General features: G+C 34.9%; 6 protein-coding genes and 2 pseudogenes. 3 read left to right on the top strand and 5 right to left on the bottom strand.

What is annotated here, in order from left to right; translation table 11 throughout:
- Positions 1–150: 150 nt before the first annotated feature.
- Together putA and OPR17_RS05780 are read left to right on the top strand one after the other, a co-directional pair.
- A complete protein-coding gene (gene putA / locus OPR17_RS05785) occupies positions 151–3,291 on the top strand; it encodes a bifunctional proline dehydrogenase/L-glutamate gamma-semialdehyde dehydrogenase PutA (protein WP_265021473.1) in 3,141 nt (1,046 codons plus the stop codon).
- Between the two features lie 322 nt (positions 3,292–3,613).
- A complete protein-coding gene (locus tag OPR17_RS05780; RefSeq protein ID WP_265021320.1) occupies positions 3,614–4,495 on the top strand; it encodes an IS982 family transposase in 882 nt (293 codons plus the stop codon).
- Between the two features lie 233 nt (positions 4,496–4,728).
- Here the strand turns inward: OPR17_RS05780 and OPR17_RS05775 are convergent, their stop codons facing one another.
- The 5 genes and pseudogenes from OPR17_RS05775 to hemF form a co-directional block, all read right to left on the bottom strand.
- Complete coding sequence (locus OPR17_RS05775) at positions 4,729–5,340, bottom strand: hypothetical protein (RefSeq protein ID WP_265021472.1); 612 nt, start codon at positions 5,338–5,340, stop codon at positions 4,729–4,731.
- Between the two features lie 351 nt (positions 5,341–5,691).
- Positions 5,692–9,076: pseudogene (locus OPR17_RS07485) on the bottom strand (peptidase M2).
- Between the two features lie 257 nt (positions 9,077–9,333).
- Positions 9,334–10,180: pseudogene (locus OPR17_RS05750) on the bottom strand (IS982 family transposase); the annotation flags it as partial.
- Positions 10,143–11,237 (bottom strand): ankyrin repeat domain-containing protein, encoded by a 1,095-nt coding sequence (locus tag OPR17_RS05745; RefSeq protein ID WP_265021468.1) that lies wholly within the window; start codon positions 11,235–11,237, stop codon positions 10,143–10,145. The gene OPR17_RS05745 and the pseudogene OPR17_RS05750, both read right to left, overlap by 38 nt.
- A gap of 81 nt (positions 11,238–11,318) precedes the next feature.
- Positions 11,319–12,143 (bottom strand): oxygen-dependent coproporphyrinogen oxidase, encoded by an 825-nt coding sequence (gene hemF, locus OPR17_RS05740; RefSeq protein WP_265021467.1) that lies wholly within the window; start codon positions 12,141–12,143, stop codon positions 11,319–11,321.
- Between the two features lie 160 nt (positions 12,144–12,303).
- Between hemF and OPR17_RS05735 the strand changes: the two genes are divergently transcribed.
- Positions 12,304–14,784 (top strand): ATP-binding protein, encoded by a 2,481-nt coding sequence (locus OPR17_RS05735; RefSeq protein ID WP_265021466.1) that lies wholly within the window; start codon positions 12,304–12,306, stop codon positions 14,782–14,784.
- Positions 14,785–14,808: the final 24 nt, after the last annotated feature.

The raw sequence follows: 14,808 nt of genomic DNA, 5'->3' as shown, positions 1-14,808 counted from the left end.
GAAAGATTGAAGAGCGAAAGAAGGCTCACAAAACTGCACTTGCGGCTCATGTTTGGATTTTCCCTAGCCTTTTATAAATAATAATTTATTCTACGCGAAGTTATGATATAATTTTACCTTACATATAGCAAGGGTGTTTTATAGATAATTATGATTACCTCTATACAAGAACCTAACGAATTGAGAAAACGTTTACAAGGATTTTATCGTACTGATGAAAAGAGTTATATACGTTATCTTGTAGAAAAAGCAGAGCTTTCAGCCGATTCAAAAAGTAGAATTTATAATATTGCAAAACAAGTTATTGAAAAAATCAAACACAATAAATTAAGTATTGTAGATTCCTTTATGCAGCAATACTCGCTTTCCAATGATGAAGGAATAGCATTGATGTGCCTTACTGAATCGCTACTTAGAATACCAGATGATTATACAATAGACGAAATAATCAAAGATAAAATTGCCAATCAGGAATGGAATAAATATTTAGGGCACTCTTCTTCGTTATTTGTCAATGCTTCCACATGGAGCTTGATGATAGGTAGCAGTATATTGAGAGATAATGAAGGCGATTCGAAGTTCTATTACGCAATTTCTAAGTTACTTAAGAATTTAGGAGAACCGATCATTCGCAAAGCAGTAAAACAAGCAATGTCTATGCTTGGTAATCATTTTGTTGTTGGAGAAACCATAGAAGAAGCTTTAAGGTATGCAAAACTAGATGACAATAGTAAGTTTTTATACTCTTTTGATATGCTTGGCGAAGCTGCTCACACAGCTGAAGATGCAGAAGAGTATTTTAATTCATACATGTACTCAATAAAGGCTATAGGTGAATCCACTGAAATAAATGATTGTTTTAAATCGCATGGAATTTCAATCAAATTGTCTGCGTTACATCCACGTTATGAATTTGGTCAATTCGATAATATAGCTGAAGAGTTGAGAGCTAAACTGCTAGAGCTTTGTCATGAAGCAAAAAAATACAACATTTCATTATGCATAGATGCAGAAGAAACAGAAAGGCTTGAAATTTCCTTAATCTTGTTTGAACAATTACGGCTTGATGAATCACTTTCTGAGTGGGAAGGGCTCGGCTTGGCTGTACAAGCATATCAAAAACGTGCTTTGTCTGTTCTTGACTTTGTAGAGGATGTTGCTATTCGATCAAATCATAAAATTATGGTCAGACTTGTAAAAGGTGCATATTGGGATTCAGAAATCAAGCGTACGCAAGAATTGGGATTAAATGATTACTCAGTATTTACAAGAAAAAGCTATACTGACGTATCTTACCTCGCGTGCGCACAGAAACTTTTGAGTAAACCAAACAGCTTTTACCCATGCTTTGGAACTCATAACGCCTATACTTTTGCTTCTATCATGGAGCTTGCTGATAAAAATCATCCTGGATTTGAATTTCAACGTTTACATGACATGGCAAAAGACTTATATGATTATGCAATGTCAGAGCTTGCAACAAATGTTAGCTGTCGTGTCTACGCACCAGTTGGTAAACATAGTGACTTGTTGCCTTATCTTATAAGACGCCTTCTTGAAAATGGAGCTAATAGTTCGTTTGTTAATCAAATAAATGATTCTAACATTAAAATTGATGAGTTAATTTCAGATCCACTGGAAAAAGCTATAAGTTTCAATTATGAATCTCATCCAGGCATTCCATTACCACAAGATATTTTGGGACCAGAAAGAAAAAATTCTTTGGGAATGGATATTAGTGACTCGGTGATAGTCTCACAATTTGCAGATGATATAAAGAGCTTTAGTGAAAAAAAATGGCAAATTGGGCCAATAATTGACGGACAGTCACTTTTTGATGATGCCAAATTTACTGAAGTGGTGAATCCTGCACATTTAGAAAATGTAATTGGAGAAGTGTCAAATACAACAAGTGTTCAAGCTTTAAACGCTCTTGAAATAGCACATAATGCTTTTACTGAATGGCAGAATGTTTCAGCAGTAGAGCACGCTAAATACCTCGAAAAAGCTGCAGATTTGCTTGAGGAAAGGATGAAGGAGTTAATTTACATTCTGATTGTGGAAGCAGGAAAAATTTTATCCGATGCAATAGCAGAAGTAAGAGAGGCAGTGGATTTCTTACGTTACTACGCAACGATAGCAAAAAATGAACTGAGCGACTGGAAAAAATTGCCAGGTCCAACAGGTGAAGATAACTTCATCTTTTTTGAAGGTAGGGGAGTTTTCCTGTGTATATCACCGTGGAATTTTCCACTTGCTATCTTCATTGGGCAGGTTTCAGCTGCACTTGCAGCAGGTAATGCAGTGCTGGCAAAACCGGCAGAGCAAACGCCGATTATTGCCTATGAAGCTGTTAAGATACTACACGAAGCTGGGATACCAAAAAATGTGTTACACCTCATTCCTGGGGATGGTGGATATTTAGGCAAAATATTAGTTCCAGACAATAGAATTGCCGGAGTAGCTTTTACTGGCTCAACACAAACTGCTCAAATAATCAATAAAATGCTTGCAAATAGGGATGGTCCTATCGTACCACTTATTGCTGAAACAGGAGGGCTCAATGCTATGATAGTTGATAGCTCTGCTCTTTTAGAGCAAGTGGCTATGGATGTTGTACTTTCTGCGTTTCACAGCGCCGGCCAACGCTGTTCTGCACTTAGAGTGCTGTTTATTCAAGAGGACATAGCAGAGAAGCAGATAAAAATGATATGCGGTGCAGCGCAAGAACTCAAGATTGGTGACCCAATACAACTTAGTACTGATATTGGTCCAATAATTGACAAAGCATCTATCGATATGCTAACTCAACATACGCAAAAAATGTCAGAGGACGGAGATTCAAATCTGTTATTTAAAGTACCCATGGATACAAATTCTCATAATGGTTATTTCTTTCCTCCATATATTTATGAGATACAAAAAATTTCGCAATTAAAGCAAGAAGTATTTGGTCCTATTTTACATATCATACGTTTTAACAAGTCACAATTAAATGAAGTTATAAGTGATATAAACAATACAGGATATGGGCTTACATTTTCTTTGCAGAGCCGTATACAAAATCAGATCGATTTAATAAGCAAAAAAATATCAGTTGGAAATGTTTACATCAACCGTAACCAGATAGGTGCAGCAGTTGGAATACAACCATTTGGTGGTAGAGGACTATCTGGCACTGGGCCAAAAGCTGGTGGTCCTCATTATTTACAGCGTTTTTCTACAGAAAAAGTTGTAAGTGTTAACACTACAGCATTCGGTGGTAACACCACACTTATGTGTTTGGATTAATTTGCAGGCCCTAATTTTTCTTACCCCTAAACTAGACGTTCGTGCAGTTATGTACACAGCGCTAAAATCCGAAAAGGACCAGCTCATGCACTGAAATAAATCGTATCCGTTCAGCCAATGGCGTCAACTTAAGAACTTTCATTAGTAAACTCTCCTAAAGACATGATGGCGTTTAGGCTTATCTACTTTATTGCGGCTGTCCCGGTCGGATTTTAACTTTAGCGCGTATACTTAAAAAACGCGAATTCTGGATTAAAGGAGAATAGAAAAGGCAGAAAACAGGGTAAACTCAGCAATTATAAAAAAATAGATGAGGTTACCCATGGAAGACATAACAAAACTGTTTTGTTTGGTCGATGATTTTTGCAGAGATATAGAGAAAAATTTTGCAGGCAAACTACTGCCAAATGGTAAAAAACCCACAAGAACAACGGAAATTGAGCACTCTGAAATCATGACAATAATCCTGCTATATCAACAATCTCCGTGTAAAAATTTCAAAACTTTCTATCTACATTACCTAACGTTGCTCTACAAATCAGAGTTTCCAAAGTTGCCTTCATATACCAGGTTTGTTGCTCTAAAGCCTAGGGTTTTGTGGCATTTAGCAATGTTGTTGCATTGGCTTTGTGGACAGTCAGAAAACACTGGAATTTCATATATAGACACAACTCCCATTGCAGTTTGTCATGCAAAAAGAATATCCAAAAACAAAGTTTTTGCTGGAATTGCAAAATTAAGCAAGAGTACTTACGGCTGGTTTTTTGGTTTCAAATTACATATGGTAATCAATGAAAATGGTGAAATTCATGCACTTACGCTAACAAAAGGCAATGTTGATGATAGGATACCTGTGCCAAATTTGACGGAAAAATTAACCGGCCTTTTGTTTGGTGACAAAGGTTATATTGCAAAAGAGCTTTTTCAGAAGCTGTTTGACCGAGGTTTGAAACTTGTTACCAAGGTGAAAAAAGGTATGAAAAATACATTAATTTCGCTAAATGAGAAGATTTTACTGAGAAAAAGGTCTATCATTGAGACTGTTTTTGGTTACCTAAAAAATAGACTAGAAATTGAACACACTCGCCATAGATCCCCTGTTGATTTCTTGGTTCATATCTTTTCTACTCTCATCTCCTATTCCATCAAATCCAAAAAGCCTTCTATTTCCTATACTTCCTTCCTTAATCCAGAATTTGCGTAAGTAGGGTGTCATCCCAGTGCCCAGACACTGGGATCCAGGAATTTTATTAAGTTGGTAAGCATAAAAGTAGCCGTTTTATGTTAAAATACAACATTTTAATGATTATGAAAAGGCTGGATTCCAGCGTCACGCGCTGGAATGACATTGTAGGGTGTTATCCGAGTCCTTTTTCCGTCATCCGAGGACCGTATGACGTCATCCAAGTAGCGTGACTACTTGGATCTAGCGCTGGATTACCAAGTCCAATTAAGTGCAGCATCATCACTTGTTGGAATGTCAAAGGATGGTTGTGACATTTCCTCTTGCACAGCTCTTTTAAATTCTGGACTTTCTATGCTTATCTTTGTTACATACTCTTGTAAGGCTTTCTCAGCAGCTATTTCAGCAGCTGATGGACTTGTTCCATCTGCTCCTTTAAGACCAGTATCCCCTTTATCTCCTTTTAGCCCTTGAGCTCCATCTTTACCATCTGCTCCTTTAGGACCAGTATCCCCTTTATCTCCTTTTAGCCCTTTACCTACTAAGAACTCCTTTACTGTTTGGTTATTTTGACCATCATACTTTGCTTTATCTGGGCTATCAAGAAAGTTTCCTAATGTATCTACTAGAACTGATTCATTATTATCTTTTGTACTAAGTAAACTTCCCAGAGCTGTTGATAGACCAGTTATTTTGTGCTCTGTTATTTGACCACCATTTGGTGTATATCCCACTTTGAGATCATTTGTGGTTATATCCAAAGTATATTCATTACCCGTATTATCTGTCAAAGTTACAAGTTTGACTTCTGTCAGAGTTGCTGCTGCTGTTCCTGCAGCACTTTCAAATTTTAAACTAGCTGGCATATCACACTTCATTAATTACAAAAACCATAGCATGCATGAAAATAGTATAATTTTTGTTAATGCTAGATTTTACATAAGATTTCCTTGAAACTTGTTGTTTCAGAATTCTTCTCTTGTCATTCAAGTGTGTAGCAGATGATGTCATTCCAGTCTGGAATCCAGCCTTTATTATGCAGCCACTTATTTAAAGTTAAGTTTTCTGGATCCCAGTGTCTGGGCACTGGGATGACACCGAAGGGGCTACTCGGATGACAAACCCTGTCATTCCAGGGCGTGACGCTGGTTTCCATCCAAGACGGCAGTGCTTGACACTGGAATGACAAGAAGAGGGCACTGCCCTCCTTGTATGTATTAGATATAGGCCGAGTTGTGGTCGTGATAAATGTGATCGCTTGTGCAATCGAACATTTTCACAAAACCATTCTCTAGATAAAGATTATATTCGTGATGTTGATCTGATAATACAATATTATTTTGCTCCCCTAAATTGAAATGACTTGAATCTGACAGCAATTCGTAATTTGGATTATCTATTTTACTAATGCTGCTTATTACTTTGCCATTATCACTTGATATAGCTAAACTATAACTATCACCATCCTTCATTATCTTGATGGACACCTTATCTTCAGGTAACACTATAAGCTTTTTCGTATCACTATCGTGGATTACGAATTTGCCTTTTTCAAAATAGTATTTGTCTTCCGGCAAAGCACCAACCTTATAATCTGATGTGTGCAGTTTGTTCCAAAAATCTAACACAGATTGCTTTTCTGCTCCTTCCGCTCTATCATACAAGGCTTTCACATCATTATAATTTATCGTTACATTTGCCTTATGCTTCCCTTCTGAGTCCTGCTCGTAGCTCTTTTCTATTTTGAGAATTGTGTCTTTTAATACTACCTGTTCCTGCTCTTTCTCCTCCACTGAAGCTGACCTTTTTGCCCTTGTTGGAATTTGTGGCTGATCAGACTGCATTTCACTATTGTCGTTTGATGCAGTTTTCTCTTCAGCAGCTTGTGCAACAACATTAGTAGTACTATGAACTTCTGTCTTAGTTTCACTTACTTGCCCCTTTTGACTTTCGGTTTGTTTCTCTTTTGTAAATATTCTCTGATAGTCCGTGTAGCCTCTATTAGTATCACCGATATCGCCACTGCCTTGATCAAAAGTTATTTTTTTACTTCCATTTCCCATATCTTCAATTTCAACTTGAGGAGAAACAGATGCTAGGAAATCGTTATAACTGTAGTTGTAGTCAGCAGAAAAGAATATTTTCCCTTTGAAATTGTGAAAGTTATTAGACAACATTCCAATTTCTTCATCACCATCAAACAATTTTACTTTAGTGAAATATGTTTGATCTTTTATTCTAACTATTTCACTGCTGGAGTTTCTTTGTATGTGATAATCATTTGGGTCGTACTTTATAGCAAAAAGTTTGCCAGAGCCATATTTCTCTAAGTTTATAAGGCCCACATTTACATGTTTATGGGAATAATCTCTCTTTTCATATTCATGTGCAAATATTGGATCTATGTATCTATATTCATCTGATATATTTGGCATACCTATTGGATGTTCATTTCCATCTTTCGTCACCGGAACAAGCTTATATGTTCCTTCTTTTTCCACTAATTTTAGATGAGTAATACTTTGTGGTAGTTGAAACCTTACGTTTGCTCCATGGTCATGAATAAATAGATCACCTTTTTCGGTAATATAAAAGCCCATATTTTTGAATGTATGTAAATTTTCGCCTCCTTGTTTTACAACCGCTTCGTGTACATCGTCGTCTGTCCTGTCGGTTCCCTTATTATCCAGTAGTTTTCCTTTTTCTACAATTACTCCATTTGCCTTTTGCTCATCAGAATATTGGGCATGCTCTGAATCCTGATGATTCAAAATTTTGGTACCTCTAAGGAGCAGAGAATCTAAATCTTTTTGGATGTGTCCAGTGCTAGGATGCAACAATTCATTTTCATGTAAATGCGCCTCATCAAAGTATTCATCACGTTCAACTGTTCTGCCATCTATTAGGGAAGCTTTATAATGACCATTTTCTTTTGTAACTGCCATGTAAGCACCACCATCATATTGGGTATTTAAGTTGTGCAATATATCCTCAAAAATGAAAGTTTCTTTAGTTTGGCCTTCAACTTGCTTAAAAAATCCTGATTCGCTCAATAACTCTCCAAGCTTTGTATTTCCGTCATATATAGACAGTGCACCCATATCTCCTTGACCATGAGCTTGCATAGGAAGAATCTTACCTTCTTGTAGATCAATATGATTTGTACCTCTTATCAAGTTTGAATCGATATTGATCATCTCTTCTAACATCTTTTCTACATCGATGTTCTTAGTCGCTTTTACTTGTTCTAAGCCAGTGTTTATGGTTTTATCAAGTAAGGTACTTTTTAATTCCTGATATTTAGAAGGAATTGAGTGATGTTTGTCTAAATATTCTTTGTAAGAAATCTTTCCTTCGCGATATTCTCTACTTATCTTGGATATTCCATTTGCTTCTGCTCATCCAGATTTTTTAATCCCTCATTATAGGTTTTCTCTAAACTTTCATCATACTTTGATAGCATCCTCAAAGCTTGCATTTTATACTCTTGACTGTTTTGATATTCATTACCTTGTTGGTCAGAGTAAGTTAGTTTATCCTGTCCATCGGAAGTTTTTACTACCTTAAGGAAATGATATTCCTTTGATATATCAAGTGTATCATTTGTTGCTCTATTTATAGCACGAGCAACATCATAAAACGCAACGTGTTCTACAGGAGAAAAACTTCCAACGTTTTCTCCATCTATTTTTTCTATATTTGCTTTATAGTAGGATACATTTTTAATTTCTCCACCCACTATTTCTTGACCAGTTGCTATAAAATCTCCTTTTATAACTTGCAAAGCGTTAAGGTGTTCCATTGCAGTTTCTGTATCATTCTCAGCAAGCCAACTTTTGAAGTCAACATCATGCCCTTTTATGCCTTTCAAGAAACTTTCTGACTTATGTGAGTCACCTTGACGTAAAGCATCTAGGTAGTCTCTTAGTAAACTAGGGTCTTTTCCTGTAAGTACATTATCAACGCATGACCTGTTTTATAAACCAAGCTATTTGCTTCGCTGTCCTTTGAGTATTCTAAACTTAAAATTTTATCTAAATCCAAATTTGCAGCTTCAGTTTTGTCGATACTTGATCCTTGAGAATTGAATTTATGATCTGAATGATGCTCAAAGTAGTCTGCAATTCCTTCCATTAATACTGTAGGTAAAGATTTGCCTCCTGTAGCCAAGTAAGTTAAACCATGTGCAAATTCATGCTGAAGGTTATGAACGCCACCTTGCTGGTAGACGTACATTTCAGCAAAAACGTCAGCTTTCCCTTTGTAGTAACATTTACCACCTTCGTCTCCAAGGTAAGAACTGAAACGCTCGCTTCCGCCAAGGTGAGTGTAATCATCCTTGTCATCAAACATGTAAATTTTAAATGTTTGTTCTGAACTGCCAGGCTCCAACTTAAATGCATCTTTAAAATTAGTAGCTGTTTCTCTTATCTCACTTTCAATGTTAGCAACTTTACTTGCTCTTAAATTGTGAGAATAAACTTCTACTTTAATATTTAAATCTTCAACTTCTATAACATGTGGTGAATTAAACCCCTTGCCGTTATTGTTGAAGTATTCTTCTTTAGTTATATTTTTATTTATTTGTTGATTGATTGCCATGATTCTAACCTATAATTTATTAACTCTTCAAATATCAAGCATAAGGTGATCTCTACTAAAAAAGCGTGAATTTTCATGTTGATGCAATTTATATCTTAGTGAAAAAATATAAGTAATTAATTTGATATGTAAAATATAGGGTATAGCTGAAGTTCTATACAGCTATATTCCGGAATCACATTGGACAAGGACAAAAGCAAAGTGGTGTATTGACTTCCATTCCACTGAAGCACTATACTAAACGCGAATTCTGGATTAAGGAAGGAAGTATAGGAAATAGAAGGCTTTTTGGATTTGATGGAATAGGAGATGAGAGTAGAAAAGATATGAACCAAGAAATCAACAGGGGATCTATGGCGAGTGTGTTCAATTTCTAGTCTATTTTTTAGGTAACATAGACCTTTTTCTCAGTAAAATCTTCTCATTTAGCGAAATTAATGTATTTTTCATACCTTTTTTCACCTTGGTAACAAGTTTCAAACCTCGGTCAAACAGCTTCTGAAAAAGCTCTTTTGCAATATAACCTTTGTCACCAAACAAAAGGCCGGTTAATTTTTCCGTCAAATTTGGCACAGGTATCCTATCATCAACATTGTCTTTTGTTAGCGTAAGTGCATGAATTTCACCATTTTCATTGATTACCATATGTAATTTGAAACCAAAAAACCAGCCGTAAGTACTCTTGCTTAATTTTGCAATTCCAGCAAAAACTTTGTTTTTGGATATTCTTTTTGCATGACAAACTGCAATGGGAGTTGTGTCTATATATGAAATTCCAGTGTTTTCTGACTGTCCACAAAGCCAATGCAACAACATTGCTAAATGCCACAAAACCCTAGGCTTTAGAGCAACAAACCTGGTATATGAAGGCAACTTTGGAAACTCTGATTTGTAGAGCAACGTTAGGTAATGTAGATAGAAAGTTTTGAAATTTTTACACGGAGATTGTTGATATAGCAGGATTATTGTCATGATTTCAGAGTGCTCAATTTCCGTTGTTCTTGTGGGTTTTTTACCATTTGGCAGTAGTTTGCCTGCAAAATTTTTCTCTATATCTCTGCAAAAATCATCGACCAAACAAAACAGTTTTGTTATATCTTCCATGGGTAACCTCATCTATTTTTTTATAACTGCTGAGTTTACCCTGTTTTCTGCCTTTTCTATTCTCCTTTAATCCAGAATTCGCGTTATTAGCACTTAGCTCATTTAGCTTCACTTGCCAATCATTCACTTTATCTTGCACTAACCCATGGCAAGTTCCAGAATTAGCTTTTATGTCTTTTGCTTTTCTTTCTGCTCTTTTCTTGGACAAATCTACCCTAGCATAAATAGGTTCTGACGATTGTTCTGGCTCTTTCTGTTTTAGGCTAGTAGGCTTTTTTTGTTCTGAAAAATTATCTATAGTTTCATAGATAGGTTCTTCTGATATACTCAAATAACCACTATCTTCCAATGATAAATTTTCAGTGGATTTTTTATGTGAATCATATATTTCAGCGTAAATAGATTCTTCTGATACACTCAAATAACCATTCTCCCCTAATGAGTTACTAACCTTAGCATCATACACCTCAGCGTAAATTGGCTCTTTTGAAGGCAAAGCATCATAATTAGTGCTCTTTGGCTTATACTCAAAAGTTCTAGAAGGTTTTTGAGGTGGTATTACATTGTTGTTCACCTCAGCGTACATAGTTATTGGCTCATATTCAGAGGTTCTAGGAGGTTTTTGTTGTATAGCTTCAACACTCAAATCATCTGTAGAATAATACTCTGCGCCTTTTCCTAGTAAAAAGGAAACTGTGGGGTGAAGAATTATCTCTGCTGGTAAGTTTTTCTCACTATCCAATTTTAGATTTTTTGATTCTGCTAAACTCTCAATAACACGAATTATAACATTCTTTCCATTCTCATCTATTGAGTGGATATCAGCTCCACGATTAATCAGCAATTCCATTATTTTGTGATCTGTAGTACGTCCTAAAGCCTGATTTAAAGCTTGATTATTATTTATATCAAATGATCCTGTATTCTTGAAAGACATAGTTTTTGAAAAGAATTTTCTAAAACTATTTAGTATATCGTAGAGACTTAGAGCAAATTTAACATTTTTTATGTTATTGTTTTTGACAGATTTAATTAAAAAATTATCTATTATGCCCATGATTATACCCCCTATATAAAAGCTCACTATCATGGTACAATTTTAAACTATGATGATTTATTTTCTACTAATAGCAGCTCTCTATAACCACTTAACAAGTGGTGGCATTGACATCATAATTGCATCTGGATTGCCGTCAGTCATTAAACCAAACCTTGTGCCACGATCGTATAACAGATTGAATTCTACATATCTGCCACGTTTTATTAATTGATTTTCTCGTTGTTCTTTTGTCCAAGATTTTTGTATATGTTTACGTATGATGTGCAAATAAATTTCCAAAAAGGCTTCACCTACTGCTTTTGTGAACTCAAAATCGTTTTCCCAGTTGCCAGAACTCAGATTATCATAGAAAATACCACCAATGCCACGTGGCTCTTTTCTGTGTTGTAAGAAAAAATAATTGTCACATTGCTCTTTAAATTTTGGATAATATCCGGTATCAAATCTATCACATGTCATTTTGATTGATTCATGAATATACTTGCAATCTTCTTCATTTCTATATATCGGCGTAAAATCCATTCCTCCACCAAACCATTGTTTTGAAGTATATATCAGCCTTGTGTTCATATGTGCTGCAGGGATAAGGGGCGATTGCATATGAGACACTAAAGATATACCGCTTGCCCAAAACTCTCCGTTACTTTCACTTGCACCAGGAATCTCATTAATGGCTGAATCTGCAAATTTTCCGTGTACTTTTGAAACGTTTACTCCAACTTTTTCAAAAACATTACCAAAAATAATTGTAGATTCACCACCTCCACCACCTGGGCGATCCCACTTTCTCTTTTCGATCTTTGGCTCTGCGGATGATTGTTTTTCAATTAATAAGAAAGATTCTATAATCTTATCTCTTAGTGCACAGAACCATTTAAATGCTTGTGTTTTTTGTTTTTCCATAATATCCTCTTGCTAGCTTATTAACATTGTTATATCTGATATTTAAGGAACTTAATTAGATTTGGATGATAATTATCTATCAAAGACGTTAATAAATCTATAATAATTAAATCAATATAATAGAACATTTTCGTATGTACAACAATGCCAAGTAACAATAATGAATAAAAGATACATAGATAACAAAAAAGAGAACAGGGTTGATTTCATACTAAGAAATTATGGAATGTCAATTGTTGTGATGGCAGTTATTATGCTCTTACCTCCAGTAGCAATATCGATACTCTACTTTTTTGATATATATAGTCAGCATATTAATATAGAGATTAATTTATTAGTTAGCATTCTAACAACTCTCTTTATGATATATAATGTAAAACGCTACAGATACCTACTTAATACTATAGAATTTCAAAATGCAATATTTGCAAATGCACTAAATCATAATACAGAATTTTGCCTTATTTTACATAAAGATGAGGGTGTTATTTATGCTGATGCAAGGTTCTACGAAAGGTTTAAAGATCATATAGATGATGACATTACGTTAGACAAGATTCTTGAAATAGGAGATGTTTCAGAAGCAGACAAAAAAGTACTCTATCATGCACTAAAAAATAACTCTTCTGTACAGGTATGCATTTCCTTAAACAAGAAGAATAGAGTATCTAACTTTCTTTTGCTCTTTGAGCCGATACCAGATAATCCCCAAATTGCTATAAATAGTAATAAGATTTTAAATTTATCATTAGTGCCAATAGCAAGGCCAGATGGGTATTTTGTGTTAAAAGCAACACAGATAAACAAGGAGCAGATATATGAAGAGTTAATAGAAAAACACAGTATAGGAACTTACATTGCAAATGCCAAAGGGGTGATTTTATCTGTAAATAAAAGATTTTTAGACATATTTGAACTGAAAAAACTGGAAAAAGGTAGCTCAATCAGTGATTTTGTATCTCAATCTAAATATAACAATACAACAACCGATAATGAAATTTTGTTTTTTACTATAAGTGGTATTCCATTCAAGGCTTATATGAGCACTGCTATATTTTGTGATAAATACAACCATAGCTATATATATGGCTTTATAACACCAACCGAATCAAATATTGTTGATTATCAATTACACCCTTGTTTTGCAAATTCATCAATTGCTATTGCACAATGTGACATAAACGGCAACTTTGTAAAGAAAAATACGGCACTAATAAAGCTTGCAGGGTCAGATAATAATTCAATCTTTACGTTGATATTGGATAGTTATCATGTGAAAATACGTGAATATTTTTCGAGTAATAGAATAAATAATGCGTCTTTTGATGTACAGCTCAACGGCGGTAATAACATAAAAATATATTTCAATAAGTTTCTTCATAATAAAATGATCTTCATACTTTGTTATTTTATTGACAATACTGAACACAAAAACCTAGAGATAAAGCTTGAGCATTATCAAAAGATGCAAGCTATAGGGCAGTTAGCAGGTGGTATTGCGCATGATTTCAACAATATATTGACTGGGATAATAGGATTTTGCGATTTGCTTTTACTCCAGCATTCAGCTGGTGATCCATCTTTTGGAGATATAATACAGATACAGCAAAATGCAAAGCGTGGATCAAATTTAGTAAGACAATTGCTTGCTTTTTCAAGAAGACAGACCTTGCAGCCAAAAATTATTGATGTAAATAGAACTATAGCTAATCTTTATGAAATGATAAAAAGATTAATAGGTGAAAATATAAAATTTAACATTTATTATGGTAGAGACTTGGGTGCTGTTAGGGCTGATCAAGGACAATTAGAGCAAGTTATACTTAACTTAGCAGTCAATGCTAGTGCTGCTATGGAAAAGGGCGGGGAATTAACTATACGAACCTTTAATCAAAAGATTGACTCATTAAATTCTACATCTCAGGATATGTTTTCTCCAGACAAGGAAACGATCGAACATGGAAATTATGTTGTGATTGAAGTAATTGATACTGGATGTGGAATGACAAGTGATACAATTGGAAAGGTATTTGACCCATTTTTTTCTACCAAAGATATTACCTCTGGTACAGGTCTTGGCCTCTCTACTGTATATGGCATTATTAAACAAACTGAAGGATACATCTATGTTGCTAGCAAAGTAAATCATGGAACTAAATTTAGCATATTTTTGCCCATGGTTTACATATCAGATGAAAATCTGAGAGAGGAAGATAGTGAAGAAATAGAAAGACCGGTAGTAAGTGAAATTAAAGGTAATGGTATAATTTTATTGATTGAAGATGAAGATTCAGTAAGGGAATTCATTGCTAAAGCACTAAAAAGGAAAGGATTTGATGTAATAGAAGCAAGCATAGGCGGCGAGGCGCTAGAAATAATCAGTAAAAAAAGTCAACACATAGATCTTATAATCACTGATGTAATCATGCCAGAGGTGAGCGGCCCAGAAATAGTTAAAGAAGCATTGATCCATAGGCCAAATATCAACGTTATTTTTATTTCTGGGTATGCAGAAGATGCTTTTTTAAAGAGTGATGACATCAATATAGAAGATTTTCACTTTTTGCCAAAACCATTCACTCTGAATGAATTAGGAAACAAGGTTCAAAGTGTGTTACACAAAGCAAAAAAGACAGTCTAATTTTAGTGTGGTTAACAACAAAAA

This window comes from Wolbachia endosymbiont (group A) of Icerya purchasi (assembly GCF_947251635.1).
Classification (GTDB): Bacteria; Pseudomonadota; Alphaproteobacteria; order Rickettsiales; family Anaplasmataceae; genus Wolbachia; species Wolbachia pipientis.
The sequence above is the reverse complement of the archived record's forward strand: the minus strand, read 5'-3'. Positions and strand labels throughout refer to the sequence as shown.